Source organism: Massilia pinisoli (assembly GCF_024753285.1).
In the GTDB taxonomy this organism is placed as follows: Bacteria; Pseudomonadota; Gammaproteobacteria; order Burkholderiales; family Burkholderiaceae_D; genus Telluria; species Telluria pinisoli.
Window position 1 is genome coordinate 193,514 of sequence record NZ_JANUGW010000007.1, and the last position, 21,997, is coordinate 215,510.

The following is a 21,997-nucleotide window of genomic DNA, read 5'->3' on the forward strand; positions in this document are numbered from 1 at the left end:
AGGCCTCATTAATTTACATTTGGAAGTTCAATGCTCAAGGAAACAGTTATCTCGCGCGCCGTGCGCGTGATGTTCGCGGGCGGCCTCGTGGCGGGCTCGGCCCTCTTCGCGCAGGCCGCGCTGGCGCAGGACGCGCAACAGCCGATCGCCCGCGTGGAAGTGACGGGTTCGTCGATCAAGCGGGCCGACGTCGAAGGCTCGCTGCCGGTCCAGATGGTGACCCGCGACGACATCAAGCGCAGCGGCGCGACCAATACCGCCGAACTGCTCACGACGCTGACCGCGAACTCGATGGTCGGCGCGACGAACCAGGCCGAAGGCGCGGGCCTGTCGACCTACGGTGAATCGACGGCCAGCCTGCGCGGCCTCGGCGCCAGCAAGACGCTGGTGCTGGTCAACGGCCGCCGTCTCGGCAACTACGCGACGGACGGCACCGCGGTCGACGTCAACTCGATCCCGCTCGCGTCGATCGACCACGTCGAAGTGCTGAAGGACGGCGCGTCGGGTGTGTACGGTTCCGACGCCATCGGCGGCGTCATCAACTTCATCACCCGCAACAACTACCAGGGCGTGGAGCTGAACGGCTACGCCAGCGTCAGCCGCTACGGCGGCGGCCAGACCAAGAAGGCCAGCATCCTCGCGGGCTGGGGCGACATCGACGCCGACCGCTACAACTTCACGGTGTCGGCCGACGTCAGCAAGGACGACGCCATCTTCGGCCGCCAGCGCAGCTATGCGCAGAACGCCTGGCGCGACGACGGCTTCCGCGACGCCAGCGCGACCCCGAGCGGCGCCCTGACCACGTTCCTGCCGACGACCACGCCGAACGCGAACGGCGTCGTCCCGAACACGCTGACCTCGACCGGCACGGGCCTGGGCAATCCCCTCGCACCGAACAACTGCGCCAACAACGGCAGCGCCTACGATGCGAATTTCGGCACCTGCCGTTTCAACAGCTCGCCGTACGTGAACCTCGTGCCGCAAGTGAAGCGCGCCAACGTGGGCGGCAGTTTCCGCTTCAAGCTGAACGACAACGCCGAATTCTTCACCGAAGGCTTCGTGTCGCGTAACGTGACCTTGCAGCAGGCGCAGCCTTCGCCGTACAGCAACGCGTTCCTGTCGACCGACCCGGCGTTCGCGCAGCAGAACGTGTACCCGTCGATCGTCCTCGCACCGAACAGCCCGTACTATCCATCGGCATGGCTCGCCGCGAACGCACCGGATGTCGCCGGCCAGCCGGTCAGCGTCAGCTACCGCGCCTTCGACGGCGGCGAGCGCAAGGCGGAAGACACCGCGACCAGCTCGCACCTCGTGCTCGGCTTCCGCGGCAACGTCAAGGGTTATGACTACGACGTCGCCTACACGCACAACTCGAGCGACGTGACGGAGCGTACGCTGAGCGGCTACCAGAACCAGGTCGCGCTGATCAACCTGCTGAGCAACAACAACGCCTTCAATCCGTTCACGCAATACCAGGACCCGGCACTGGCGGCCCAGATTCGCAGCACGAACTACGCCGGCCCGATCATCAACGCCGTGCTGCGCAACGATGCGCTGAACGCGCGCGTGTCGGGCGAGCTGTTCCAGCTGCCGGCCGGCGCCGTCAGCTTCGCCGTGGGCGCGTCGCTGGTCGACGAGAACCTGTCCGTCAACCCGAGCACCGCGTACCAGAGCGGCGACGTGTCGGGCTACGGCTCCGCCGTGCTGCCGCTGTCGGCATCGCGCAATTCGTCGGCCGTGTTCGCCGAAACGATCATCCCGATCATCAAGCACCTGGAAGCCGACGTGGCCGTCCGCACTGACCGCTATCCGAACGCCACCGCGACGAATCCGAAGGTCAGCTTCCGTTACCAGCCGTTCTCGCAACTGCTGCTGCGCGCGTCGTACGGCAAGGGCTTCCGCGAGCCGTCGCTGCCCGAGCTGTACACGCAGCAGACGCTGGGCACGAGCGGGACGTTCACCGACCCGGTCACCAAGCAGGCCGGCCAGTTTAACGTGATGTACGGCGGTAACCCGAACCTGAAGCCGGAGAAGTCGGAGCAGGCGGCGTTCGGCGTCGTCGTCGATCCGGTCAAGGGCCTGTCGATCGCCGTCGACTACTGGAAGATCAACGTCAACAACCTCGTGACGTCGCTGGCACCGGCATTCGTCGTTGGCCAGGCCGCGGCCGGCAATGCGCAGTACACGGGCCTCGTGACGCGCGACGCGCTGAACAACATCACTTCGATCGTCGGCACCAACATCAACGCTGGCGGCGTGAAGACGGCCGGCATCGACGTCGATGCGCGCTGGGCCATCCTGAAGAGCCCGACCTACGGCAACTTCAACCTGCGCCTGAACGGCACCTACACGACGAAGTACGACCTCACGCTGCCGGACGGCACCGTACAGCAGAGCGTGGCGCGCACGGTCGATGCGAGCGGCAACCTGCTGAACGCCGTGTCGAACTCGGGCGCTGGTGTCGTCATGCGCTGGCGCGACCAGCTCACGCTGGACTGGAAATTCCAGAAGTGGGGCGCGTCGCTGACCAATAACTTCCAGTCGGGCTACTACGACAACATCCGCTTCGACACGCCGTCGGAAGGTCCGTTCGTCGCCCAGCGCGTGGGTGCGTTCTCGACGTGGGATGCGCAGGCCAGCTACGGCGGCTTCCGCAACCTGACCTTGACGGCCGGTGTGAAGAACCTGTTCAACCGCAAGCCGACGGACGTCATCACGGGCGGTTCGTACTTCCAGACGGGCTACGATCCGAGCTGGTACGACCCGCACGGCCAGACCGCTTACGTGAGCGCGAACTACAAGTTCTAAGCTCCAAGCCAGGCATTACGCGAGCGCGGACCAAGAGTCGTCAGCCGCTCGCGCCAATGCGAAGGGCCGGGTTCCGTATCCACGGGGCCCGGCCCTTTTTCGTTGGCGGTGTGCCTGGCGTCAGCCGACCATCGAGAGCGCGACGGCTTCGGCGACGCGGATGCCGTCGATCGCGGCCGACATGATGCCGCCCGCGTAGCCGGCGCCTTCACCGGCCGGGTACAGGCCGCGCGTGTTCAGGCTTTGCAGGCTGTCGTCGTGGCGCTTGATGCGGATCGGCGACGACGTGCGCGTCTCGACGCCCGTCAGCACGGCGTCTTCCTTGTAATAGCCCTTGATCTGCTTGTCGAACGCGACGAAGGCTTCGCGCATGGCGGTGATGGCGTAGTCGGGCAGGGAAGGGGCGAGGTCGGTCAGGTGCACGGCCGGCTTGAACGACGGGATCACGGATCCGAATTCCTTCGACGGTACGCCGCGTACGAAGTCGCCCATCAGCTGGCCCGGCGCATCGTAGGTGCTGCCGCCGAGGACGAACGCGCGCGATTCCAGTTCACGCTGGAACGCGATGCCCGCGAGCGGGTGGCCCGGATAGTCGGCCGGCGTGATGCCGACGACGATCGCGCTGTTGGCATTGCGTTCCGCGCGCGAGTACTGGCTCATGCCGTTCGTGACGACGCGGCCTTCCTCGGACGACGCCGCGACGACGGTCCCGCCCGGGCACATGCAGAAGCTGTACACGCTGCGGCCGTTCGAGGCGTGGTGCACGATCTTGTAGTCGGCCGCGCCGAGGATCTCGTTGCCGGCGTTCGGGCCGAAGCGGCACACGTCGATCAGCGACTGCGGGTGCTCCACGCGGAAGCCGATCGAGAACGGCTTCGCCTCGACGTACACGCCGCGGTCGTACAGCATCTGGAACGTGTCGCGCGCGCTGTGGCCGACTGCCATCACGAGGTGGCGCGTGGGCAGCGTTTCACCCGTGTGCAGCTTGACGCCGACGACCTGGCGCGCATTGCCTTCGCCTTCGATCAGCACGTCTTCCACGCGCGTCTGGAAGCGGATCTCGCCGCCCAGCGCGAGGATCTCGGCGCGCATCTGCTCGACCATCTTGACGAGGCGGAAGGTGCCGATGTGCGGCTTGCTGACGTACAGGATTTCTTCCGGCGCGCCCGATTTCACGAACTCGTTCAACACCTTGCGGCCATAGTGTTTCGGGTCCTTCACCTGGCTGTACAGCTTGCCGTCGGAGAAGGTGCCGGCGCCGCCTTCGCCGAATTGCACGTTCGATTCCGTGTTCAGCTTGCGTTTGCGCCAGAAGCCGAATGTGTCGACCGTGCGTTCGCGCACGATCTTGCCGCGCTCCAGCACGAGCGGCTTGAAGCCCATCTGCGCGAGGATCAGCGCGACGAACAGCCCGCACGGTCCCATGCCCACGACGACCGGACGCGGCATGTCCGGCGCCGGCCGGGCGGTCGTGACGAACTTGTAGCCGGTGTCGGGCGCGGGGACCACGTGGGGATCGCGCGCCAGCCGGGCCAGCACCGCCGCTTCGTCGCGCACGGTGACGTCGAGCGCGTAGATCAGGACGATGGCGCTCTTCTTGCGGGCGTCGTAGCTGCGCTTGTAGATCGTGAAGTCGATCAGGTCGTCGCTTGCGATACCAAGCCGGCCGACGATGGCGTCGCGCAGGGCGTGGTCTGGGTGGTTCAGGGGCAGTTTGAGTTCGTTAATTCGCAGCATGATGAGTGGTAGGCCGCGCGCGGTGGCACCAGGCGGCGCCGTGCCGGCGGCGGCAGGTCGAGACAGGCGCCAGTATAAGGCATCGGCCACCCCGGCCGGCAGGAAAGGCGGCGGCCGCCGGCCGGGCAGAAGCGAACAGTGGTGTTGTAGCCGAGCAACCGATGTTGGTTGTATCGACAACTGCCGCAACCCAGGCTTCGGGGCGCCGGATCGACCCATGCGATCCAATATGCATGTGTTCAAAAAAAATCATGTTGCGGTGCGTCGAACACGATTTCTGGCGATTCTTCTGCCTTTCCTTCGCAAGTGCCATTGACTGGCCGTAATGGTGCATATCCCATGGAAATCGGACTCGTTGCGGTGCTGCACCGCACCAGTAAAAGGCATTGTCAGATTCGTTTTCCAAATCTGTTGTTTCTACACATTTCGCTAATTGTGTTTTATTGACACTTTTGCTTTTGCTATGGTTTTATCGTCTAGTCAGTAACGTTTTATATCTATGAAACGTCAATTGAGAGGGTTCGTCCTACAGGACGAATAACGAAAATACACGGCAGTTTAGTGTGACAGTCCGCAGTAGTTTAAACGCACCAGGCCAAAAGCCTTTGCAGGCGACGGCAGTGCACGCGGGGGCGGCGCAGCTTGGCCGCCCCCGCGCGTAAGCGCCGTTCTGCATGTGGTGATCGTAAGAAACCACTTTGAGAGATTCGAGAAGGAGAAGTACATGACGTTTAAATTGAAGTCGATGCCCTTTGCGGTTTCGTGTGCAATTGCCAGCGGTGCCCTGTTTGCCGCACCGGCAATGGCCCAGACGCAAGATGCGGTCAGTGCCCAGGCCCCGCAGCGCGTGGTCGTGACCGGCTCGCTGATCAGCCGCACCGACACCGAGACCCCGACCCCCGTCCAAGTGCTGACGGCCCAGGACATCCAGAAAAGCGGTAAGACTTCCGTCGCCGAACTGCTGAACGACCTCGCCGCCAACGGCCAGGGTACGCTCGGCACCGGCTTCTCGGGCGCGTTCGCGAACGGTGCCTCGGGTATTTCGCTGCGCGGCCTGACGGTCGGCGCAACGCTGGTGCTGGTCGATGGCCACCGCCTCGCTCCGTATCCGCTGTCCGACGACGCCCAGCGCTCCTTCGTCGACGTTTCCTCGATTCCTTTCGATGCCATCGAGCGCATCGAAGTGTTGAAAAGCGGAGCCTCGTCGCTGTACGGCTCCGACGCAATCGCCGGCGTCGTGAACATCATTCTGAAGAAGAACCTGACCGGCACCCGCCTGGCTGCCGAATCCGGCAACACGCAACACGGCGGCGGCCGCACCCATCGCGCTTCGGTCAGCACCGGCATCGGCGACCTGGACAACGATGGCTATAACGCCTTCGTCACGGCCGAGTGGCGCCGCCAGGGCGCGATCAAGGTCTCCGACCGCGACCAGTTCAGCTGGGCCAACGCCGACTGGCGCTCGCGCGGCGGGAACAACATCCGCCTGGGCGTTCCGAACTCCCTGAACTCGCGCCTGACCGCGACCAACAGCCCGTTCCTGTACAACGCATTGGGTACCGGCGACCCGAAAAACTTCCAGTTCCTCGATCCGAGCAAGTGTAACTACAACCTGTACATGAGCGGCGGTTGCGCGATCCGTGACACCGTCACGAATATCCAGCCGCAGACCGAGAACATCAACCTGATGGTCGGCCTGACGAAGAAGCTGAGCGAGGACTGGGAACTGGCGTTCAAGGGTTCGATGTTCCAGCGTAACAGCATCAACAACCGCGGCAGCTACCTGTCGGCTTATTCGCCGACGACCTTCGGCGGCAACAACTCGCTGAACAATGGTGTCGTGATCTCGGGTAACAGCCGCGTGCCGAGCACCCTGATCCCCGCATCCGCCTCGTTCAACCAGCTCGGCGTCCCCGCTCGCCTGTATGGTTACATCCCGGGCACCGATCCGTTCGCGACCCAGGACAACACGGCGACCACGACCCGCTTCGCGCTCGACCTGCACGGCACCGCCTACGGCTGGGACACGAGGATCGCCGGCGGCATCACCAAGGTCAAGACCGATATCGACTACAGTGGCTACATCAACCGTGCAGCCCTGTACAACGCCATCTTCAACGGTACCTGGAACCCGGTCGGCGGCAACTCGCCGGACCTGCTGGCCCAGGTCTCGCCGCACTTCTCGAACACCCTCGAGTCGAAGCTGAACTACTTGGATGCATTCGGTTCGCGCGAACTGATGCCGCTGGGCGCCGGTCCGCTGGTGCTGGCAGTCGGCGCGCACTACCACAAGCGCACCCAGAATTCGCCGGCGGCAAGCCTGACAGCCAACGGCCAGGTGGCGCAGACCACGGCGTTCGTGATCGGCGACGAGACGAACTCGGCGGTGTTCGCCGAATTGCAGGCGACCCCGATCAAGAGCCTGGAACTGCACGCGTCGGGCCGCTACGACCACTACAAGAACTTCAACAAGTTCACGCCGGCGGCGAGCTTCAAGTGGACGCAGTCGAATATGTTCGGCCTGCGCGGTACGTACGCGAAGGGCTTCCGCGCACCGAACCCGGCCGAGGTGGGCAATGCAGGTTCGTTCTTCACCTTCAACGGTATCGACGACCCGGTCCTGTGTAAGAATGGCGATCCAAACACCAAGGGCAACGTGCCGACCGCCTGCGGCCTGAACCCGCCGTACGTCCAGCTGACCACCCCGTCGCTGCAGCCCGAGAAATCGACGTCGTACACGCTGGGCATGATCCTGGAGCCGGTGCGTGGCCTGAACGCCACCCTCGACTACTACAACATCAAGGTCACCAACCAGATCGTGTCGGCCGCCGGCAACGACCCGACCTACGTGCCGGCATTCGTACGCGGTCCGATCACCCCTGTCGACATCGCCAACGGCGACGGCACCAACAGTGTTGGCACTCCGTCTGTCGGCCCGATCATTTACGCGACCTCGCCGTACGTGAACCTGGGCGGCACCAAGACCAGCGGCATCGAAGCGGACGTCGGCTACCGCTGGCGCCTGCCGGGCGACTTCGGCGCCCTGCGTGTGAACCTCAGCGCTGCACACACCTTCAGCTACATCACCGATGCAGCCGGCGGCGTGAGCTATCAGCTGGCCGGTACGCAGGGCCCGTCCGCCATCTCCGGCGCAACCGGCAGCCCGAAGGATCGTGCGCAGTTCTCGGTGGCATGGAGCCGCGGCCCGCTGGACGTGAACACGACCGTGAACTACACGAGCGACTTCTCGACCATCGACCCGTCGCTGGGCGTGAACGATTGCTCGGGCAAGGGTGGCACCAGCTTCAACGTGGGCGGCCGCAACTACTTCCGCAACCTGCCGCAGCCTGAGTACTACTGCCATGTCGCGTCGTTCACCGCGGTCAACCTGAACCTGCAGTACAAGCTGAGCCCGAACCTCACGCTGAAGGGTTCGATCCTGAACCTGTTCGACCGCCAGCCGCCGGCCGACGTCGCAACCTACGGCAACTCGGGTGCACAGACGTCGTACAACGCCTCGCTGCACCAGGCAGGCGCCGTGGGCCGTTTCTTCAGCGCCGGTCTGTCCTATACGTTCTAATCGGACGTGAGCGCGGCGGCAGCGATGCCGCCGTCATATGAAACCCCGTCCGCGGTCCGCCGCGGACCGGGTTTTTTACGTTCGTCGCACTGTACCGGGCAACGCATCCTCGATTTTCAGGAAGTCCGATCTTTGTTCAGGCGCCTGGCGGCTTAGATCAATAGACCACCTCGGCGTCCGGACACTTCCCCCGACCCGCAGGTGGGCACGAGCCGTGACCTGCGCGCGCCGATCCTGCCTGTCTTGCCCCGTTCCCCGGCAAAGCGCGATGAACCTAAAAAAAGACCGCCCCGAAGGGCGGTCCTCATGTCGCGAAAGGGCTTGCGCCCCTGCGCTTAGAAGTGGTGGTTGTATTCCACCGAGAACTTCACGCTCCGCGGCGCGGTATAACCCACGAGCGCACCCGGGGTGAAGTAGGTCGGCGACACGTCGTTGCCGCTGTTGTACTGCTGGTCGACCTGCTGCACGGTCTGCTTGTTGAACACATTGAACACGTCCACCTTCAGGCTCAGGCCCTTGACCATGGCCGGGTTGTACGCGAGCGACGCATCCAGGCGGATGTCCCAAGGCAGGTGCGGACCCGTACCTTGCGGCGCCGGCACGTTCTCCGCTGCCGTCTTGCCGTAGCAGTAGTGGAAGGCCGAACCATACTGGCCTGCCATCGCGTTGTTCACGTCCGGATAGTCGCCCAGGCAGGTGACCGGCATGCCCGATGCGGCCAGGAAGTTGCCGCCCACGATCCACTCAGGCAGGACCTGCCAGTAACCGAATGCCTTGATCTGGTGGGTGCGGTCGTTCGGCAGGACGCCGTTCGCGTGCTCCATGATCTCGCGCATGTCCCAGGTCTGGGTCGCGGCCACGTCGGTCTGTGCCACTGCCGACAAGGTCTGGCCTTCGGTGTTGCCCTTGCTGCGCGACCAGGTGTAGTTCACGCGGCCGTACCAGCCGTCGCGCATCGGGTGCTCCAGGAAGAGGTCCAGCGCGGTGTACTTGCGCGTGGCCTTTTCGAAGCCCATCTGGGCGGCGGTGATCGAGACCGGCGTCAGGTTCTTGCCCGTACCCGAGTAATCGACGAGGAAGTCATTGGTGCGTCCCGGGTTGATCGAGGCGCACGAGAAGCCGCTCCAGTTCGACGTGTCGATGTTGTGGGCGGTCGCGTAGTCGTCGAACGGACGCTCGTCGCACCAGTCGTCGATGGTCTGGCGCAGCGTGCGGAACGTGAACTTGCCGCCGAAATTCAGGCTCGGCGAGTAGGCGCGCTCGAAGCCCACAGTGAACTCGTCCTGGTAGCTCGGCTTCAGGTTCTGCGCCGCCACGGTTTGCGGCAGCTTGGCCTGGCCGAATTCGCCGTCCGGCGAGACCGGTTGCGGCGTGATCGCCGTCAGGCCGGTCGGCTGGCCGTCAGCACCCACGCCCGTGTACGTGTAGTAGCTGCGGACGTAGGTCGAACGCGACGCGCCGCGGATACCGACGTGGGTCGGGATCTGGATCGAGTAGCGGCCGAGCGAGCCGAACACTTTCAGGCTGGCATCGCCGTTGGCATCCCAAACCGCCGACAGGCGCGGGTTGAGCTGGTTGTTCATCTTCAGGAACTCGGCGCCGTCGCCGTTCAGGTTCTTGTACTGCTCGACGCGCAGGCCCGGCGTGACCAGCAGGTCCTTGGTGACCTGCCAGCGGTCTTCGATGTACTGGGCCGACTGGTTCGAGAACACCGCGGTCACGTCCGTGAACGTGTTCTTGCGCACGTAATAACCTGCGGCGGCCAGCGGACCGCTGCCGTTATTGACCGTGCCCGGGTAACCGGTCATCTGGATCGGATCGTTCGGGGTGCTGGTGTGGTAGTAGGTCCAGGTGGAGCCGCCGGCAGTCATGTCGCCGGCGCCATAGGACGACATCTTGTTGTCGTCGAGACCGGCGCGCAGCGTGTGGCTGCCCAGCTTCCACTCGATGTCGAGGCGCTTCGACGTCACGGTGTCGTACGAATACGGCGATTCGATGTTCTTGCCGGCAAACGGCTGCGGGTTGTTGATGGTGATCCCTGGCGGATTGCCATTCGAGGCGATCACCACGCCCGGGACGTTCGGGTCGTAACCCATGAGGGCGCTGACGTGGTTGGTCTTGTTCTTGCCGAACAGGGCGGACACGGTCAGGTCATCGGTCAGGTTGCCGGTGTACTTGAGGATGTTGGTCTTCGCGCCGATGGTTGGCGTGACGTTCGCAACGCTCTCGTAGTGGCCGCCCGAGCTGACCACGTTGTTGCGCGAGAAGTCCGCGTAGCTGAAGCCGGAGTAGCGCAGATCCGCTGTCGGCTTGTCGCCGATGGTCGTCCACTCGAGGCGATGGTTGTCGGTGATGTTCCAGTCAAACTTGCCCAGGTAGCGGGTCGTCGTGTTCTTCTGGTCCAGCCAGCCGGTGTCGACGTTCGAGCCGCTGGACTCGTCCATGTACGTGCCGTTCACGCCGCTCTTGGTCTCGCCGATGCGTTCGGCCGCGACGAACATGAACAGCTTGTCCTCGATCAGCGGGCCGCCGACGTAGGCGCCGTAGCGGCGCGTGGTGTCGCCGGACAGATCGTTCTTCGCGTACAGCGCGCCGTTGTACGGCTTGCCCGTGGCGTCGTCGATCACGCCATTGCCGGTGAAGTAGACGTTACGTGCCTTGGACCGCAGCGAGTTCGGCTCGATGCTGGCGGTCGCGCCGGCTTCCCAGCGGTTGGTGCCGGACTTGGTGGTGATGTTCATCACGCCGCCGATCGAACGGCCGAATTCGGCGCCGAAGCCGCCGGTCAGCACCTGGGCCTGGGCGATCGCGCCGAAAGGCAGTTCGGATGCGCCCAGCTGGGTCAGCGGGTTGGTGACGGGGAAACCGTTGATGTAGAACGCGTTCTCGGACGCGCCGCCGCCGCCCATTGAGGCGCCGGCCGCGTAGCGCGGGTCGGCGCGCGTGGTGTTCGGGGCCAGCTGGATGATCGAGGCCACGCTCTGCTCGATCGGAAGGGCAGCCAGTTCCTTGGCGGTGAAGACGGCGCCGTTGCTGGCGCTTGACACGTCGATGCGCACGCGGCGGCCCGTCACTTCCACCCGATTGGCGGCGGCAGCGAACGAGGCGTCAACGCCCTGGCCGATGATGGCATCCACCTCGGTGGTGCCGGCGGCGGCGCCGTTGCGCATGAGGTCGACGCGGTAGTGGCCTGCCGGCAGCGCAGCGGCGCGGTAGTTACCCGTTGGATCGACGTTGACCGTACGCTTCAGCCCGGTGTCGGTGTTGGTGAGCGAGACCGTGGCACCTGCCGGATTGCCTACCGAACCGTAGATAACGGCGGACGCGTTCGACTGCGCCATCGCGGGCTCGATCAGCCCGATGGTCAGTGCTGCCCCTCCGAATGCGAGGGCGAGTGCGTGGACTAGGACGGTTTTCTTGAGCATGTAGTTTCCTGTTCTAAGTTGATGCTGTTCTATTGCGGCGCATTAACCGCAGAGTTCTGCGTCGTAGAAATGAAGCTGACCACTGTTTTTTTCTCCCACACGCGATCCCGAGAAAATAATTGCACGGTGATAACGTGTATGCATGAGATAAAAACACATTCATGTTGAAAATGTCAATTTCCAGAAATCACGATTTTTGCGTAAATACCATGCCGCCACGCACCAATTTGGTGCAGAAGGGTTGTTGGGCTTTATGCTGTGGCGCAGCATCCGCGCTCACGCGGATGGAAACTCAATGAGGAGTAAACGAAAAGGTTTCGTCACAGATAGGCGACGATTCAGCCGAATTTGTTGATGGATAGTTGTCTATATATGTGGTGCGCCGCGCAAGAAATGCGCACGAATGGATGACAGCCGAATGGGGCGCACTCCTGTGAGGCAAGAGGTCCCCAAAAAAACAAAACTTTATATGGCATCAGCGTTGGTTCGACGCAACGCGCTTGACCTGCCCGGCCTGAAGTCCCGGGGGAAATTAGGCTGATCGCGCTGAGGGGCGCATCTTTGGTTCAGATGCCGCCCCAACCCGCCGCCAGAATCGCCAACGCCGCAAGCCCCGCCGTCTCCGTACGCAGCACGCGCGGCCCCATCGACAATGCCAGCGCGCCGGCCGCCACCGCCGCCTCTTCTTCCTGGTCCGTGAAGCCGCCTTCCGGGCCGACGAGCACCGTCACGTCCTGCGCCGGCGTCGCGCGCGCCCACTGCGCGAGCGACGCGCCCGCGCGCGGGGAGAGCAGGATGCGCGTGCCGCCGTCCGCGTCCTGGCCGAGCCAGCGGTGGAGATCCTGTACGGGCGCGACGTCGGCCAGCCGGTTGCGCCCGCACTGCTCGGACGCGCTGACGACGACGCCCTGCCAATGCGCGAGCCGCTTGTCGGCGCGCTCGCCGGACAGCCGGACGACGGAGCGCTGCGCGGCCAGCGGCACGATTGCCGAAGCGCCCAGCTCGACGGCCTTCTCGACGATCCAGTCCATCTTGCTGCCCTCGGGCAGCCCCTGGGCCAGCGTGACGCGGAAGGGAAGTTCCACATCGACGGCGTCGAGCGCAAGCACCTCGGCGCTGGCCCGGCGCTTGCCGATCTCGACGAGGCGCGCGCGCGCCTGGCCACCGTCGCCATTGAACAGCACGAGTTCGTCGCCGGCCTGCTGGCGCACGACGTGCAGGTGGTGGGCGACGGCGTCAGGCAGGTCGACGACGCTGCCGGGGAAGAGCGGCTGGGGGCAGTAAAAACGTGGCATGGATGGCAATCGGAACCGTTAACGAGCCGGCATTTTAAAGCGAGGCGGTCATGCTCTGGTAAAATACCCGGTTAAGGCCCGCTTGACCGCCACCGCTTTCCAATCCTCAGACCTTCACATCCATGAAATCTCTGCAAACCACCACCCTGATGGCCAACGCGATCCGCGCGCTGGCGATGGACGCCGTCCAGAAGGCGAATTCCGGCCACCCCGGCATGCCCATGGGCATGGCCGAGATCGCCGTCGCGCTGTGGGACGGCCACTATCGCCACAATCCGACCAATCCGGGGTGGATGAACCGCGACCGTTTCCTGCTGTCGAACGGCCACGGCTCGATGCTGCACTACGCTCTGCTGCACCTGTCGGGCTATGACCTGTCGATGGACGACATCCGCAACTTCCGCCAGATGCACAGCAAGACCCCGGGCCACCCGGAAGTCGGCATCACGCCGGGCGTGGAAACGACGACGGGCCCGCTGGGCCAGGGCATCGCCAACGCCGTCGGCATGGCCCTCGCCGAGTGGCTGCTGGCCAAGGAATTCAACCGTCCGGGCTTCGACATCGTCGATCACTACACGTACGCGTTCGTCGGTGACGGCTGCCTGATGGAAGGCATCTCGCACGAAGTGGCGTCGCTGGCCGGCACGCTGCGCCTGAACAAAATGATCTGGCTGTACGACGACAACGGCATCTCCATCGACGGCAAGGTCGAAGGCTGGTTCACGGACGACACGCCGAAGCGCTTCGAAGCGTACGGCTGGAACGTGATTCCGCACGTGGACGGCCACGACGTCGCCGCGGTCGACGCGGCCATCGCCAAGGCCAAGCAGTCGGACCGCCCGACGCTGATCTGCTGCAAGACCATCATCGGCAAGGGCTCGCCGAACCTGCAGGGCGGCGACAAGGTGCACGGCGCCGCGCTGGGCGAGAAGGAAGTCGCCGCGGTGCGCGAGCACCTGATCTGGGACGCCATCCCGTTCGACATTCCGGCCCCGATCTACGAAGCGTGGGACCAGAAGCAGAAGGGCGCAGCCGCCGAAGGTGCGTGGAACGAGGTCTTCGCCGGCTACCGCGCGCAGTATCCGGAACTGGCCGCCGAATTCGAGCGCCGCATGAAGGGCGACCTGCCGGGCAAATTCGAAGAGACGCTGGCCGCCGCCATCGCCTCGACGATCGACAAGAAGGAAACGATCGCCACCCGCAAGGCGAGCCAGAACGCGATCCAGGCGCTGGCGCCCGTGCTGCCGGAATTCCTGGGCGGCTCGGCCGACCTGACCGGCTCGAACCTGACCAACTGGAAGGAATCGATCCCGCTGCGTTCGGGCACGCCGGGCAACCACGTCAACTACGGCGTGCGCGAGTTCGGCATGTCGGCCATCATGAACGGCATCGCCCTGCACGGCGGCTTCATCCCGTTCGGCGCCACGTTCCTGACGTTCTCGGATTACAGCCGCAACGCGCTGCGCATGGCCGCGCTGATGAAGATCCGTTCGCTGTTCGTGTTCACGCACGATTCGATCGGCCTCGGCGAAGACGGCCCGACGCACCAGTCGGTCGAACACGTCTCGTCCCTGCGCCTGATCCCGAACCTGGACAACTGGCGTCCGTGCGACACGACGGAATCGACCGTCGCCTGGGGCGAGGCCGTCAAGCGCAAGGACGGTCCGTCCACGTTGATCTTCTCGCGCCAGAACCTGCCGTTCATGGAGCGCGACGCGGCCACGGTCGCCAACGTCGCGAAGGGCGGCTACGTGCTGCGTGAAGTGCAGAACCCGGCCGCCGTGCTGATCGCGACGGGTTCGGAAGTGGAACTGGCGGTGAAAGCCGCCGAAACCCTGGCGGGCCAGGGTGTCCAGGTGCGTGTGGTGTCGATGCCGTCGACCGATGTGTTCGAGCGCCAGGACGCGGCCTACAAGGCCGCCGTGCTGGGCCGCGGCATCCCGCGCGTGGCCGTCGAGGCCGGTGTGACGGACTTCTGGTACAAGTACGTCGGCCTGGAAGGTGCCGTGGTGGGCATCGATACCTTCGGCGAATCGGCCCCGGCCCCGGTGCTGTTCAAGCACTTCGGCTTCACGGTCGAGAATGTCGTCGCCAAAGTCAAATCGGTCCTCGCGGCTTGATGGATTGCACCCGCCGTCGGACATGGAGACTGTCCGGCGTGCGGGTTTCACGCTATGCTTCGGTGTTAGGATTTTTTTAATCAGGAGTGAGTAAATGACGATCAAAGTAGCAATCAACGGCTATGGCCGTATCGGCCGCAACGTGCTGCGCGCTTTCTACGAAGGCGGCAAGAAGCAGGACATCCAGATCGTGGCGATCAACGACCTCGGCAACGCCGAGCACAACGCCCATCTGACCCGCTACGACACCACGCACGGCAAGTTCCCGGGCACCGTCGTGGTCGAAGGCGACACCATGATCGTCAACGGCGACAAGATCCGCGTGTTCGCGCAGCGTAACCCGGCAGAAATCCCGTGGGGCGAGCTGGGCGTGGACGTCGTGCTGGAATGCACCGGCTTCTTCACCACCAAGGAAAAAGCCTCGGCCCACCTGAAAGGCGGCGCCAAGAAGGTCATCATCTCGGCACCGGGCGGCAAGGACGTCGACGCCACGATCGTGTTCGGTGTGAACCAGAACGTGCTGAAGTCGACGGACACCGTGATCTCGAACGCATCGTGCACGACGAACTGCCTGGCCCCGCTGGTCAAGCCGCTGAACGATGCCATCGGCCTGGAAAACGGCCTGATGACCACCGTCCACGCGTACACCAACGACCAGGTGCTGACCGACGTGATGCACGAAGACCTGCGCCGCGCCCGTTCGGCCACGCAGTCGATGATCCCGACCAAGACCGGCGCCGCTGCCGCCGTCGGCCTCGTGCTGCCGGAACTGAACGGCAAGCTGGACGGCTACGCCATCCGCGTGCCGACCATCAACGTGTCGATCGTTGACCTGTCGTTCATCGCCAAGCGCGACACGACCGTCGAAGAGATCAACAAGCTGATGAAGGACGCATCGGAAGGCGCGCTGAAAGGCATCCTGACGTACAACACGGAGCCGCTGGTCTCGGTCGACTTCAACCACAACCCGGCCTCGTCGAACTTCGACGCCACGCTGACCAAAGTGTCGGGCCGCCTGGTGAAGGTGTCGTCGTGGTATGACAACGAGTGGGGCTTCAGCAACCGCATGCTGGACACCACCGTGGCGCTGATGAACGCCAAGTAATACCCGAAGCGATGGCGGGCGCGCGACGCCTGCTGTCGCTTTTTTGTGACTTGTTTTGTATGTAATATATATAAAACTGTCTGTTTTGCAATAGACTGCTTGAAGCAGCAGGCGAGGCGACATGGGGACGAGGAGAGAGACATGGGAACGGCTTACAAACGCATCGTGATCGTCGGTGGCGGAACTGCCGGCTGGATGACCGCGCTCGCGGTGAAGGCGGCGCAGCCCGGCAGCACGGTCGAGCTGGTTGAATCGGAAGAGATCGGCATTGTCGGCGTCGGGGAGGCGACCTTCCCATCGATCCGCGACTTCCACGCGTCGGTAGGCGTCGACGAGACCGAGTTCCTGCGCGCCACCCATGGCACGTTCAAGCTGGGCATCCAGTTCCGCGACTGGCGCGCCCAGGGGGAACATTATTTCCATACGTTCGGCAATTTCGCCGACGTGGCCGGTCCGACGTGCCTGTGGGGCCAGTACCGCCGGGTCGACGACCCCACGCTGGGCGTGCTGGGCGACCAATGCCTGCCCACCGTGATGGCCACGCAGGGCCGCTTCGCGAAGCCGCCCAAGGATCAGGGGAACCTGTACACCTACGCCTACCATTTCGACGCGAACCTGTATGCCGTATTCCTGCGCACCATCGCCGTGAAGCGCGGCGTCCGGCGCACCGAAGGGCGCATCGTCGAGGTCATGCGCCGCGCCGACGGCGGCGTCGACCGGCTCAAGCTGGAGGATGGCCGCGCGGTGGCCGGCGACCTGTTCATCGACTGCTCGGGTTTCTCGTCGCTGCTGCTGGGACGCACGCTGGAAGAGCCCTGGGTCGATTTCAGCCATTGGCTGCCGGTGGACCGGGCCTGGGCCGTGTCAAGCGCACCGACCGGCGCCGCCATCACGCCCTACACCCGGGCGACCGCGCTTGAAGCGGGCTGGGCATGGCGTATCCCGCTCATCGACCGCATCGGTAACGGTCACGTCTTTTCCAGCCGCTACATCGACGAGGACCGCGCACGCCAACAATTGCTCGATCAGCTGGATGGCCCAGCCCTGGCCGAACCGCGCCTGCTGCGCTTCACCACGGGCCACCGCGAACGTTTCTGGGTGCACAACGTCGTCGCGCTGGGGTTGTCGTCCGGCTTCCTGGAGCCGCTCGAATCGACCAGCATCATGATGATCCAGCGTGGCCTGCACCATATGCTCGAGGCCCTGAAGCCGGGCGTGCCGCCCGCCGCGCCCGTTGTCGACGCCTACAACCGCAGCATGACGAAGATGTATGCGCGCATCCGCGACTTCATCATCCTGCATTATTGCCTTACCGGACGCCGCGACAGCGAATTCTGGCGCGACATGGTCACCAAGGAGCTGCCCGACACGCTCGTCTTCAAGATGCATGCGTGGCGCCAGACCGGCGCGCTGAACCTGTACAGCACGGCGGAGGGGTTCGAGTCTTCCAGTTGGCTCGCGATCTATGCCGGCATGGGCACCTGGCCTGAATTCCTGGACCCCGTGCTCAACGAGGTGCCGCTGGAGGAAGCGCGGCAGGCATTGCGCCAGCGGCGCGAACAGATCGCCGCGATGGCGGCGACGATGCCCGCGCACGACGACTACCTGCGCAGCGTCCTGCGCAAATAAGCCCGCCGGCCGCTCAGCCCTTGCGCGGCCAGGGCGTGAGGATTTCGAACCCGTTCTTCGTCACGGCGATCATGTGTTCCCACTGGGCGGACAGCGACCGGTCGCGCGTGACGACGGTCCAGCCGTCGTCGAGCTGTTCGACGTCGGCATCGCCCAGGTTGATCATGGGTTCCACCGTGAACGTCATGCCTTCCTTGAGGAGGAGGCCCGTGTTCGGGCGGCCGTAGTGCAGCACCTGCGGGTCTTCGTGGTAGACCTTGCCGATGCCGTGGCCGCAGTACTCGCGCACGACGGAATAGCCCTGGGCTTCCGCCAGCTTCTGGATCGCGTGGCCGACGTCGCCCAGGCGCGCGCCCGGGCGCACGACGCGGATGCCGGCCATCATGGCGTCGTACGTCGTCTCGACGAGCTTCTTCGCTTCAGGACTGGGCGTGCCGACGAAGTACATGCGGCTCGTGTCGCCGTGCCAGCCGTCCTTGATCACGGTGACGTCGATGTTGACGATGTCGCCGTCCTGCAGGACTTCACTGGGCTTGGGAATGCCGTGGCAGACGACGCTGTTGACGGACGTGCACAGGGTCTTCGGGAAGCCGTGGTAGCCGACGTTGGCCGGCGTGGCCTTCTGCACCTTGCGGATGTATTCGTTGCAGCGCCGGTCGAGTTCCTCGGTGGAGACGCCGGGGACGACGTATTCCCCGATCATTTCGAGCACTTCGGCCGCCAGCCGGCCGGCTACGCGCATTTTCGCGATGTCTTTGTCTGTCTTGAGTTTGATAGCCATGTTCACTTTCGTTGGGCCGCGCCGCCGTATTGCCGGGCCGGCCGATGCCGCATGATACCGCCAAGCGGCGGACAGTGTGAGCAGGAACGCGTCGGCGAAAAAAAACGCCCGCACGGGGCGGGCGTTCTGGCGCATCCGGCACGCGAGCGTGCCGGAGAGGCGTCGATCAGAGCTTGACGCGGATACCTGCGTACCAGCGACGGCCGATCGGGTCGTAGGTGCCGCCATCGGTCTCGGTGCCGGTCACGTCGCCCGGCAGGCCGGAGATGATCGGCGGCGCCTTGACGTCGAACGCGTTGTCCAGGCCGAAGTACAGCTCGGTCTTCTTCATCAGCTGGTACGACACCTGCATGTTCGTGTAGGTGCGCGAACCCACCTGCAGCGAGTGCGGCGGCAGGTCGAAATCAGCCAGGAACTGGTCGTCCAGCGACGAACGGCCGATGTAGTCGAACGTGGCGTTGATGTTCAGGTCTTTCCAGCGGTAGCCGACGTTCAGGTTCGCCTTGTTCTTGGCGGCGCCGATTTCACCAGCAAACGGATCGCGCTCCGCGCCCGGCAGCGGGACGTCGTAGCCCGTCTTCACGTACGTGTACGCGAGGCGGGTCGACAGGGTGCCGGGACCGACGCGGTCGTTCCAGGCCGCCGTCAGGTCGAGGCCCGACGTGGCCCTGCCGCCGCTGTTCGACACGGCCGTGTCGATGTAGCGCAGTGCGCCGGCGCTGCTGCCGCCGTTGGCGGTCGGCCAGCGGGTGATGAACTGGCACATGGCCGGGTTCGTGCCGTCGTAGCAGGTTTTCAGCGCGTACTGGCGCGGAGTCGACACGATCGCGTCGGCGATCTTGATGTTGAAGTAGTCAGCCGTGAAGGTGAAACGCTTCAGCATCGCGATCGAACGCGGCGTCCAGACGAGGCCGACGGTGGTCGAACGGCCTTTTTCCGCATGCAGGTTCGGGTTGCCGCGGTTGTAGCCGCTGATACTTTGTTTGTCAGCCAACGTCGTCTTGAACGCACCGTTCGCGGCGATGTTCGCGGCCACGCCCGGATCGGCACGGCAGCGATCGGAGATCACGCCTTGCGACGTGGCGGTCACGCCTTCGCACGGGTCGGTGATACCGGTCGGGAAGTCCTGGCTCGGCGCCTGGTACAGTTCGTTGATGTCCGGTGCGCGGGTCGACAGCGAACGGGTACCGCGCAGCTTGACGTCGTTCACGACGGTCCACTCGAAGCCGGCGTTCCAGCTGTTCGTGCTGCCCACCGACGAGTAGTCGCCATGGCGGAAGGCGATCGGCAGGCTCAGTTCCTTGACGAACGGCAGATCCTTCAGCACGGGGATGTGCGCTTCGACGAAGGCTTCGCGCACGCTGAACTCGCCCTGCGTCGGCGGGGTCGCGTTGCCGGCGTTCAGGCCAGCCTGGGTCAGCGCGTCAGGCGTCGAGTCAGAGTATTCCTTGCGGAACTCGACACCGGCGGCGATGCCCAGCGGACCGGCCGGCAGGTCGAAGATTTCGCCGTCGATATGGCCGCCAGCCAGCTTCTGCGTGGTGCGGGTCGTCAGCGAGCCCGGCGCGTTCACGTACGCCAGCGCTTCCTTGCTGATCGAGTTGAACCCGAAGATGTTGATCGGCACGCATCCCTGTGCGCGCGCGTTGGCGTCCGCGCAGACCGGCTTGCCGTTTGCATCGGGCACGGCGGTCAGGGCGTTGCGGAAGTTCAGGACGTTGACCTGGCCGGTCGACTGCTGGGCTTCCTTGGTCTGGCCGTACGCGACGTAGCCTTCGTAGTTCCAGTTCTTCCACAGCTGGAAGTCGCCCTTCACGCCGGTGGCCAGGCGGAAGGTGTCACGGTCGACGCTATTGCTGCGCGTGCCGACTTCGCTCAGGCGGCGGCGGAACGAGAAGTCGGGAATGCCGTCGAGGTCGGTGTCGGTCATGCGGTCCCACAGGTATTGCGGGATCAGCGGGTTCTTCACCAGCTGGCCGTTGACCATCGTACCGCCCGGCACTTGGCCATTCGTCTTGAAGATGTCGGACGAGCTCAGTGCGAACGGCTCGATCGTGCTGCCGGAACGGGCCGACACATAGGTGCCTTCGACGAAGGCGCTGTTGTGCTCGTCCAGTTTGCGCTCGCCGCTCAGGGCCAGCACGAAGCGGTCGACCGGCACCGCGATCGAGCGGTAGTACGAACGGTTGAAGCCGGACACCGAGGAGACGAATGGGATCGGATTGCCGTTCGCATCGTAGGTATAGGTATGCGGCGTCTTTTTGGCATCCGCATCTTTATAAGTGAAGCTGCCCTGCGGCGCGTAGCTCGAGTAAGTCGGGCGCTCGGCAACGAATGCATCGGCAGGATCCCCGGTATCGACGACCATCTTCGACGACTGGTCGACCGCCGATGCGGCGCGGTTGCGCGACCACACCTGGCCATCGCGCGTGAAGCCGATGTGGCCCATCAGGAAGCCGTTGTCGTTGCTGCTGCCGTAGGTGATCGACAGCTTGCGCTTCTCGCTGTCGCCCTTCGAGCTTTCGCCGCCCTGGGCGTCGATCGTCAGGCCGTCGAAATTGCGCTTGGTGATGATGTTGACCACACCCGCCACGGCGTCCGAGCCGTAGGCTGCCGAAGCGCCACCGGTCAGCAGTTCGACGCGTTCGATGAAGTCGGTCGGGATCGCGTTCAGGTCGACCGCGGCGCTGCCAGGCACGCCGGACACGAAGCGGCGGCCGTTGACCAGCACGAGGGTACGCGAGGTGCCCAGGTTACGCAGGTCGACGGTGGCCACGCCGGCGCCGGACGTCAGGAATGCCGTGTTGGTGCGGCTGTAGGTCGGCGTACCGAGGGTCGGGTTTTGCAGCAGCAGGTCTTGCAGGTTGTTGGCACCCGAGGCGGCGATGTCCTTTGCGGTCAGCACTTGCAGCGGCGACGGCGATTCCGCGTTCGGCGAGGCGATGCGCGAACCGGTGATCTCGACGCGCTGCATCGGTGCAGGCTGCGTGTCCTCCTGTGCGTAGGCGCCTTGCACAGCAAGGGCGACACCGCCAAGGCAGATCATCCGGATCGAACGGGCCAGATTCTTCTCTCTCATATTTTTAAAACTCCCAGGGTTTAAAAACGGCAGGCTGGATCGCAGCACTGCCGTTGGCGTCGCCGAGCGACGGGGTTTTGGTCGACGCGGGTTGCACTTGCTCGATGCATACGTTTTTCCAAGACGCCAATAAAATCATTCGACATGGCTTGGTGTCAACACGTGTAACGATGTGTATCCGGGCTTGTCACCCCTGGGAACTCCTCTCTGTGCGCAGGTCGTGGGCGATGATTGACAGTTGTGCTTATCGAATCATCGAATTTTCGTTGGTGTTATAAAAGAATTTCCATGGAATATGCATTCATTCACGCAAAATTTGACTTTGATCAACTTGTAATTGGTCCTCGAGCAACACCAAGCGTGTATTTCCAAGGTCTTGAAAAGTAAAATCGATGTCACAATTCGCGATTGTCGTGATATTCGCAGTCTGTTGTAAAT

General features: G+C 64.1%; 9 protein-coding genes and 1 pseudogene. 5 read left to right on the top strand and 5 right to left on the bottom strand.

All coding sequences use genetic code 11. The features are described from left to right. Positions 1-30 precede the first annotated feature (30 nt). Positions 31-2,808, top strand: a complete 2,778-nt coding sequence (locus NX784_RS12115; protein ID WP_258816913.1) for a TonB-dependent receptor — start codon at positions 31-33, stop codon at positions 2,806-2,808. A gap of 120 nt (positions 2,809-2,928) precedes the next feature. Here the strand turns inward: NX784_RS12115 and NX784_RS12120 are convergent, their stop codons facing one another. Then, positions 2,929-4,545 carry an NAD(P)/FAD-dependent oxidoreductase gene (locus tag NX784_RS12120; RefSeq protein ID WP_258816914.1) on the bottom strand — a complete coding sequence of 539 codons (1,617 nt, stop codon included), beginning with the start codon at positions 4,543-4,545 and terminating at the stop codon, positions 2,929-2,931. Positions 4,546-5,347: 802 nt separating this feature from the next. Here NX784_RS12120 and NX784_RS12125 point away from each other — a divergent pair. Further along, positions 5,348-8,125: a TonB-dependent receptor gene (locus NX784_RS12125; protein WP_258816915.1), complete on the top strand. Its 2,778-nt coding sequence runs from the start codon at positions 5,348-5,350 to the stop codon at positions 8,123-8,125. A 335-nt stretch (positions 8,126-8,460) separates the two neighbouring features. Here NX784_RS12125 and NX784_RS12130 read toward each other — a convergent pair whose 3' ends face one another. Together NX784_RS12130 and NX784_RS12135 are read right to left on the bottom strand one after the other, a co-directional pair. Next, positions 8,461-11,550, bottom strand: a complete 3,090-nt coding sequence (locus NX784_RS12130) for a TonB-dependent receptor (RefSeq protein ID WP_258816916.1) — start codon at positions 11,548-11,550, stop codon at positions 8,461-8,463. A gap of 566 nt (positions 11,551-12,116) precedes the next feature. After that, a complete protein-coding gene (locus tag NX784_RS12135) occupies positions 12,117-12,845 on the bottom strand; it encodes a 16S rRNA (uracil(1498)-N(3))-methyltransferase (protein WP_258816917.1) in 729 nt (242 codons plus the stop codon). Between the two features lie 89 nt (positions 12,846-12,934). Here NX784_RS12135 and tkt point away from each other — a divergent pair. The 3 genes and pseudogenes from tkt to NX784_RS12150 all read left to right on the top strand — a co-directional run. After that, positions 12,935-14,965: pseudogene (tkt, locus tag NX784_RS12140) on the top strand (transketolase); the annotation flags it as partial. 94 nt (positions 14,966-15,059) lie between these two features. Continuing rightward, complete coding sequence (gene gap / locus NX784_RS12145) at positions 15,060-16,070, top strand: type I glyceraldehyde-3-phosphate dehydrogenase (protein WP_258816918.1); 1,011 nt, start codon at positions 15,060-15,062, stop codon at positions 16,068-16,070. Positions 16,071-16,211: 141 nt separating this feature from the next. Continuing rightward, positions 16,212-17,699, top strand: a complete 1,488-nt coding sequence (locus NX784_RS12150) for a tryptophan halogenase family protein (RefSeq protein WP_258816919.1) — start codon at positions 16,212-16,214, stop codon at positions 17,697-17,699. Between the two features lie 13 nt (positions 17,700-17,712). Here NX784_RS12150 and map read toward each other — a convergent pair whose 3' ends face one another. Both map and NX784_RS12160 read right to left on the bottom strand, forming a co-directional pair. Continuing rightward, entirely contained in the window at positions 17,713-18,480 is a 768-nt protein-coding gene (map, locus tag NX784_RS12155; RefSeq protein WP_258816920.1) for a type I methionyl aminopeptidase, read from the bottom strand. Positions 18,481-18,646: 166 nt separating this feature from the next. After that, a complete protein-coding gene (locus NX784_RS12160; protein ID WP_258816921.1) occupies positions 18,647-21,559 on the bottom strand; it encodes a TonB-dependent receptor domain-containing protein in 2,913 nt (970 codons plus the stop codon). Positions 21,560-21,997: the final 438 nt, after the last annotated feature.

Bases quoted from the DNA above. Each gene is read 5' to 3' on its own strand.
- NX784_RS12160 (WP_258816921.1), bottom strand. From the start codon at position 21,559: ATGAGAGAGAAGAATCTGGCCCGTTCGATCCGGATGATCTGCCTTGGC.
- NX784_RS12125 (WP_258816915.1), top strand. From the start codon at position 5,348: ATGGCCCAGACGCAAGATGCGGTCAGTGCCCAGGCCCCGCAGCGCGTG.
- gap (WP_258816918.1), top strand. From the start codon at position 15,060: ATGACGATCAAAGTAGCAATCAACGGCTATGGCCGTATCGGCCGCAAC.
- map (WP_258816920.1), bottom strand. From the start codon at position 18,480: ATGGCTATCAAACTCAAGACAGACAAAGACATCGCGAAAATGCGCGTA.
- NX784_RS12120 (WP_258816914.1), bottom strand. From the start codon at position 4,545: ATGCTGCGAATTAACGAACTCAAACTGCCCCTGAACCACCCAGACCAC.
- NX784_RS12115 (WP_258816913.1), top strand. From the start codon at position 31: ATGCTCAAGGAAACAGTTATCTCGCGCGCCGTGCGCGTGATGTTCGCG.
- NX784_RS12130 (WP_258816916.1), bottom strand. From the start codon at position 11,550: ATGCTCAAGAAAACCGTCCTAGTCCACGCACTCGCCCTCGCATTCGGA.
- NX784_RS12150 (WP_258816919.1), top strand. From the start codon at position 16,212: ATGGGAACGGCTTACAAACGCATCGTGATCGTCGGTGGCGGAACTGCC.
- NX784_RS12135 (WP_258816917.1), bottom strand. From the start codon at position 12,845: ATGCCACGTTTTTACTGCCCCCAGCCGCTCTTCCCCGGCAGCGTCGTC.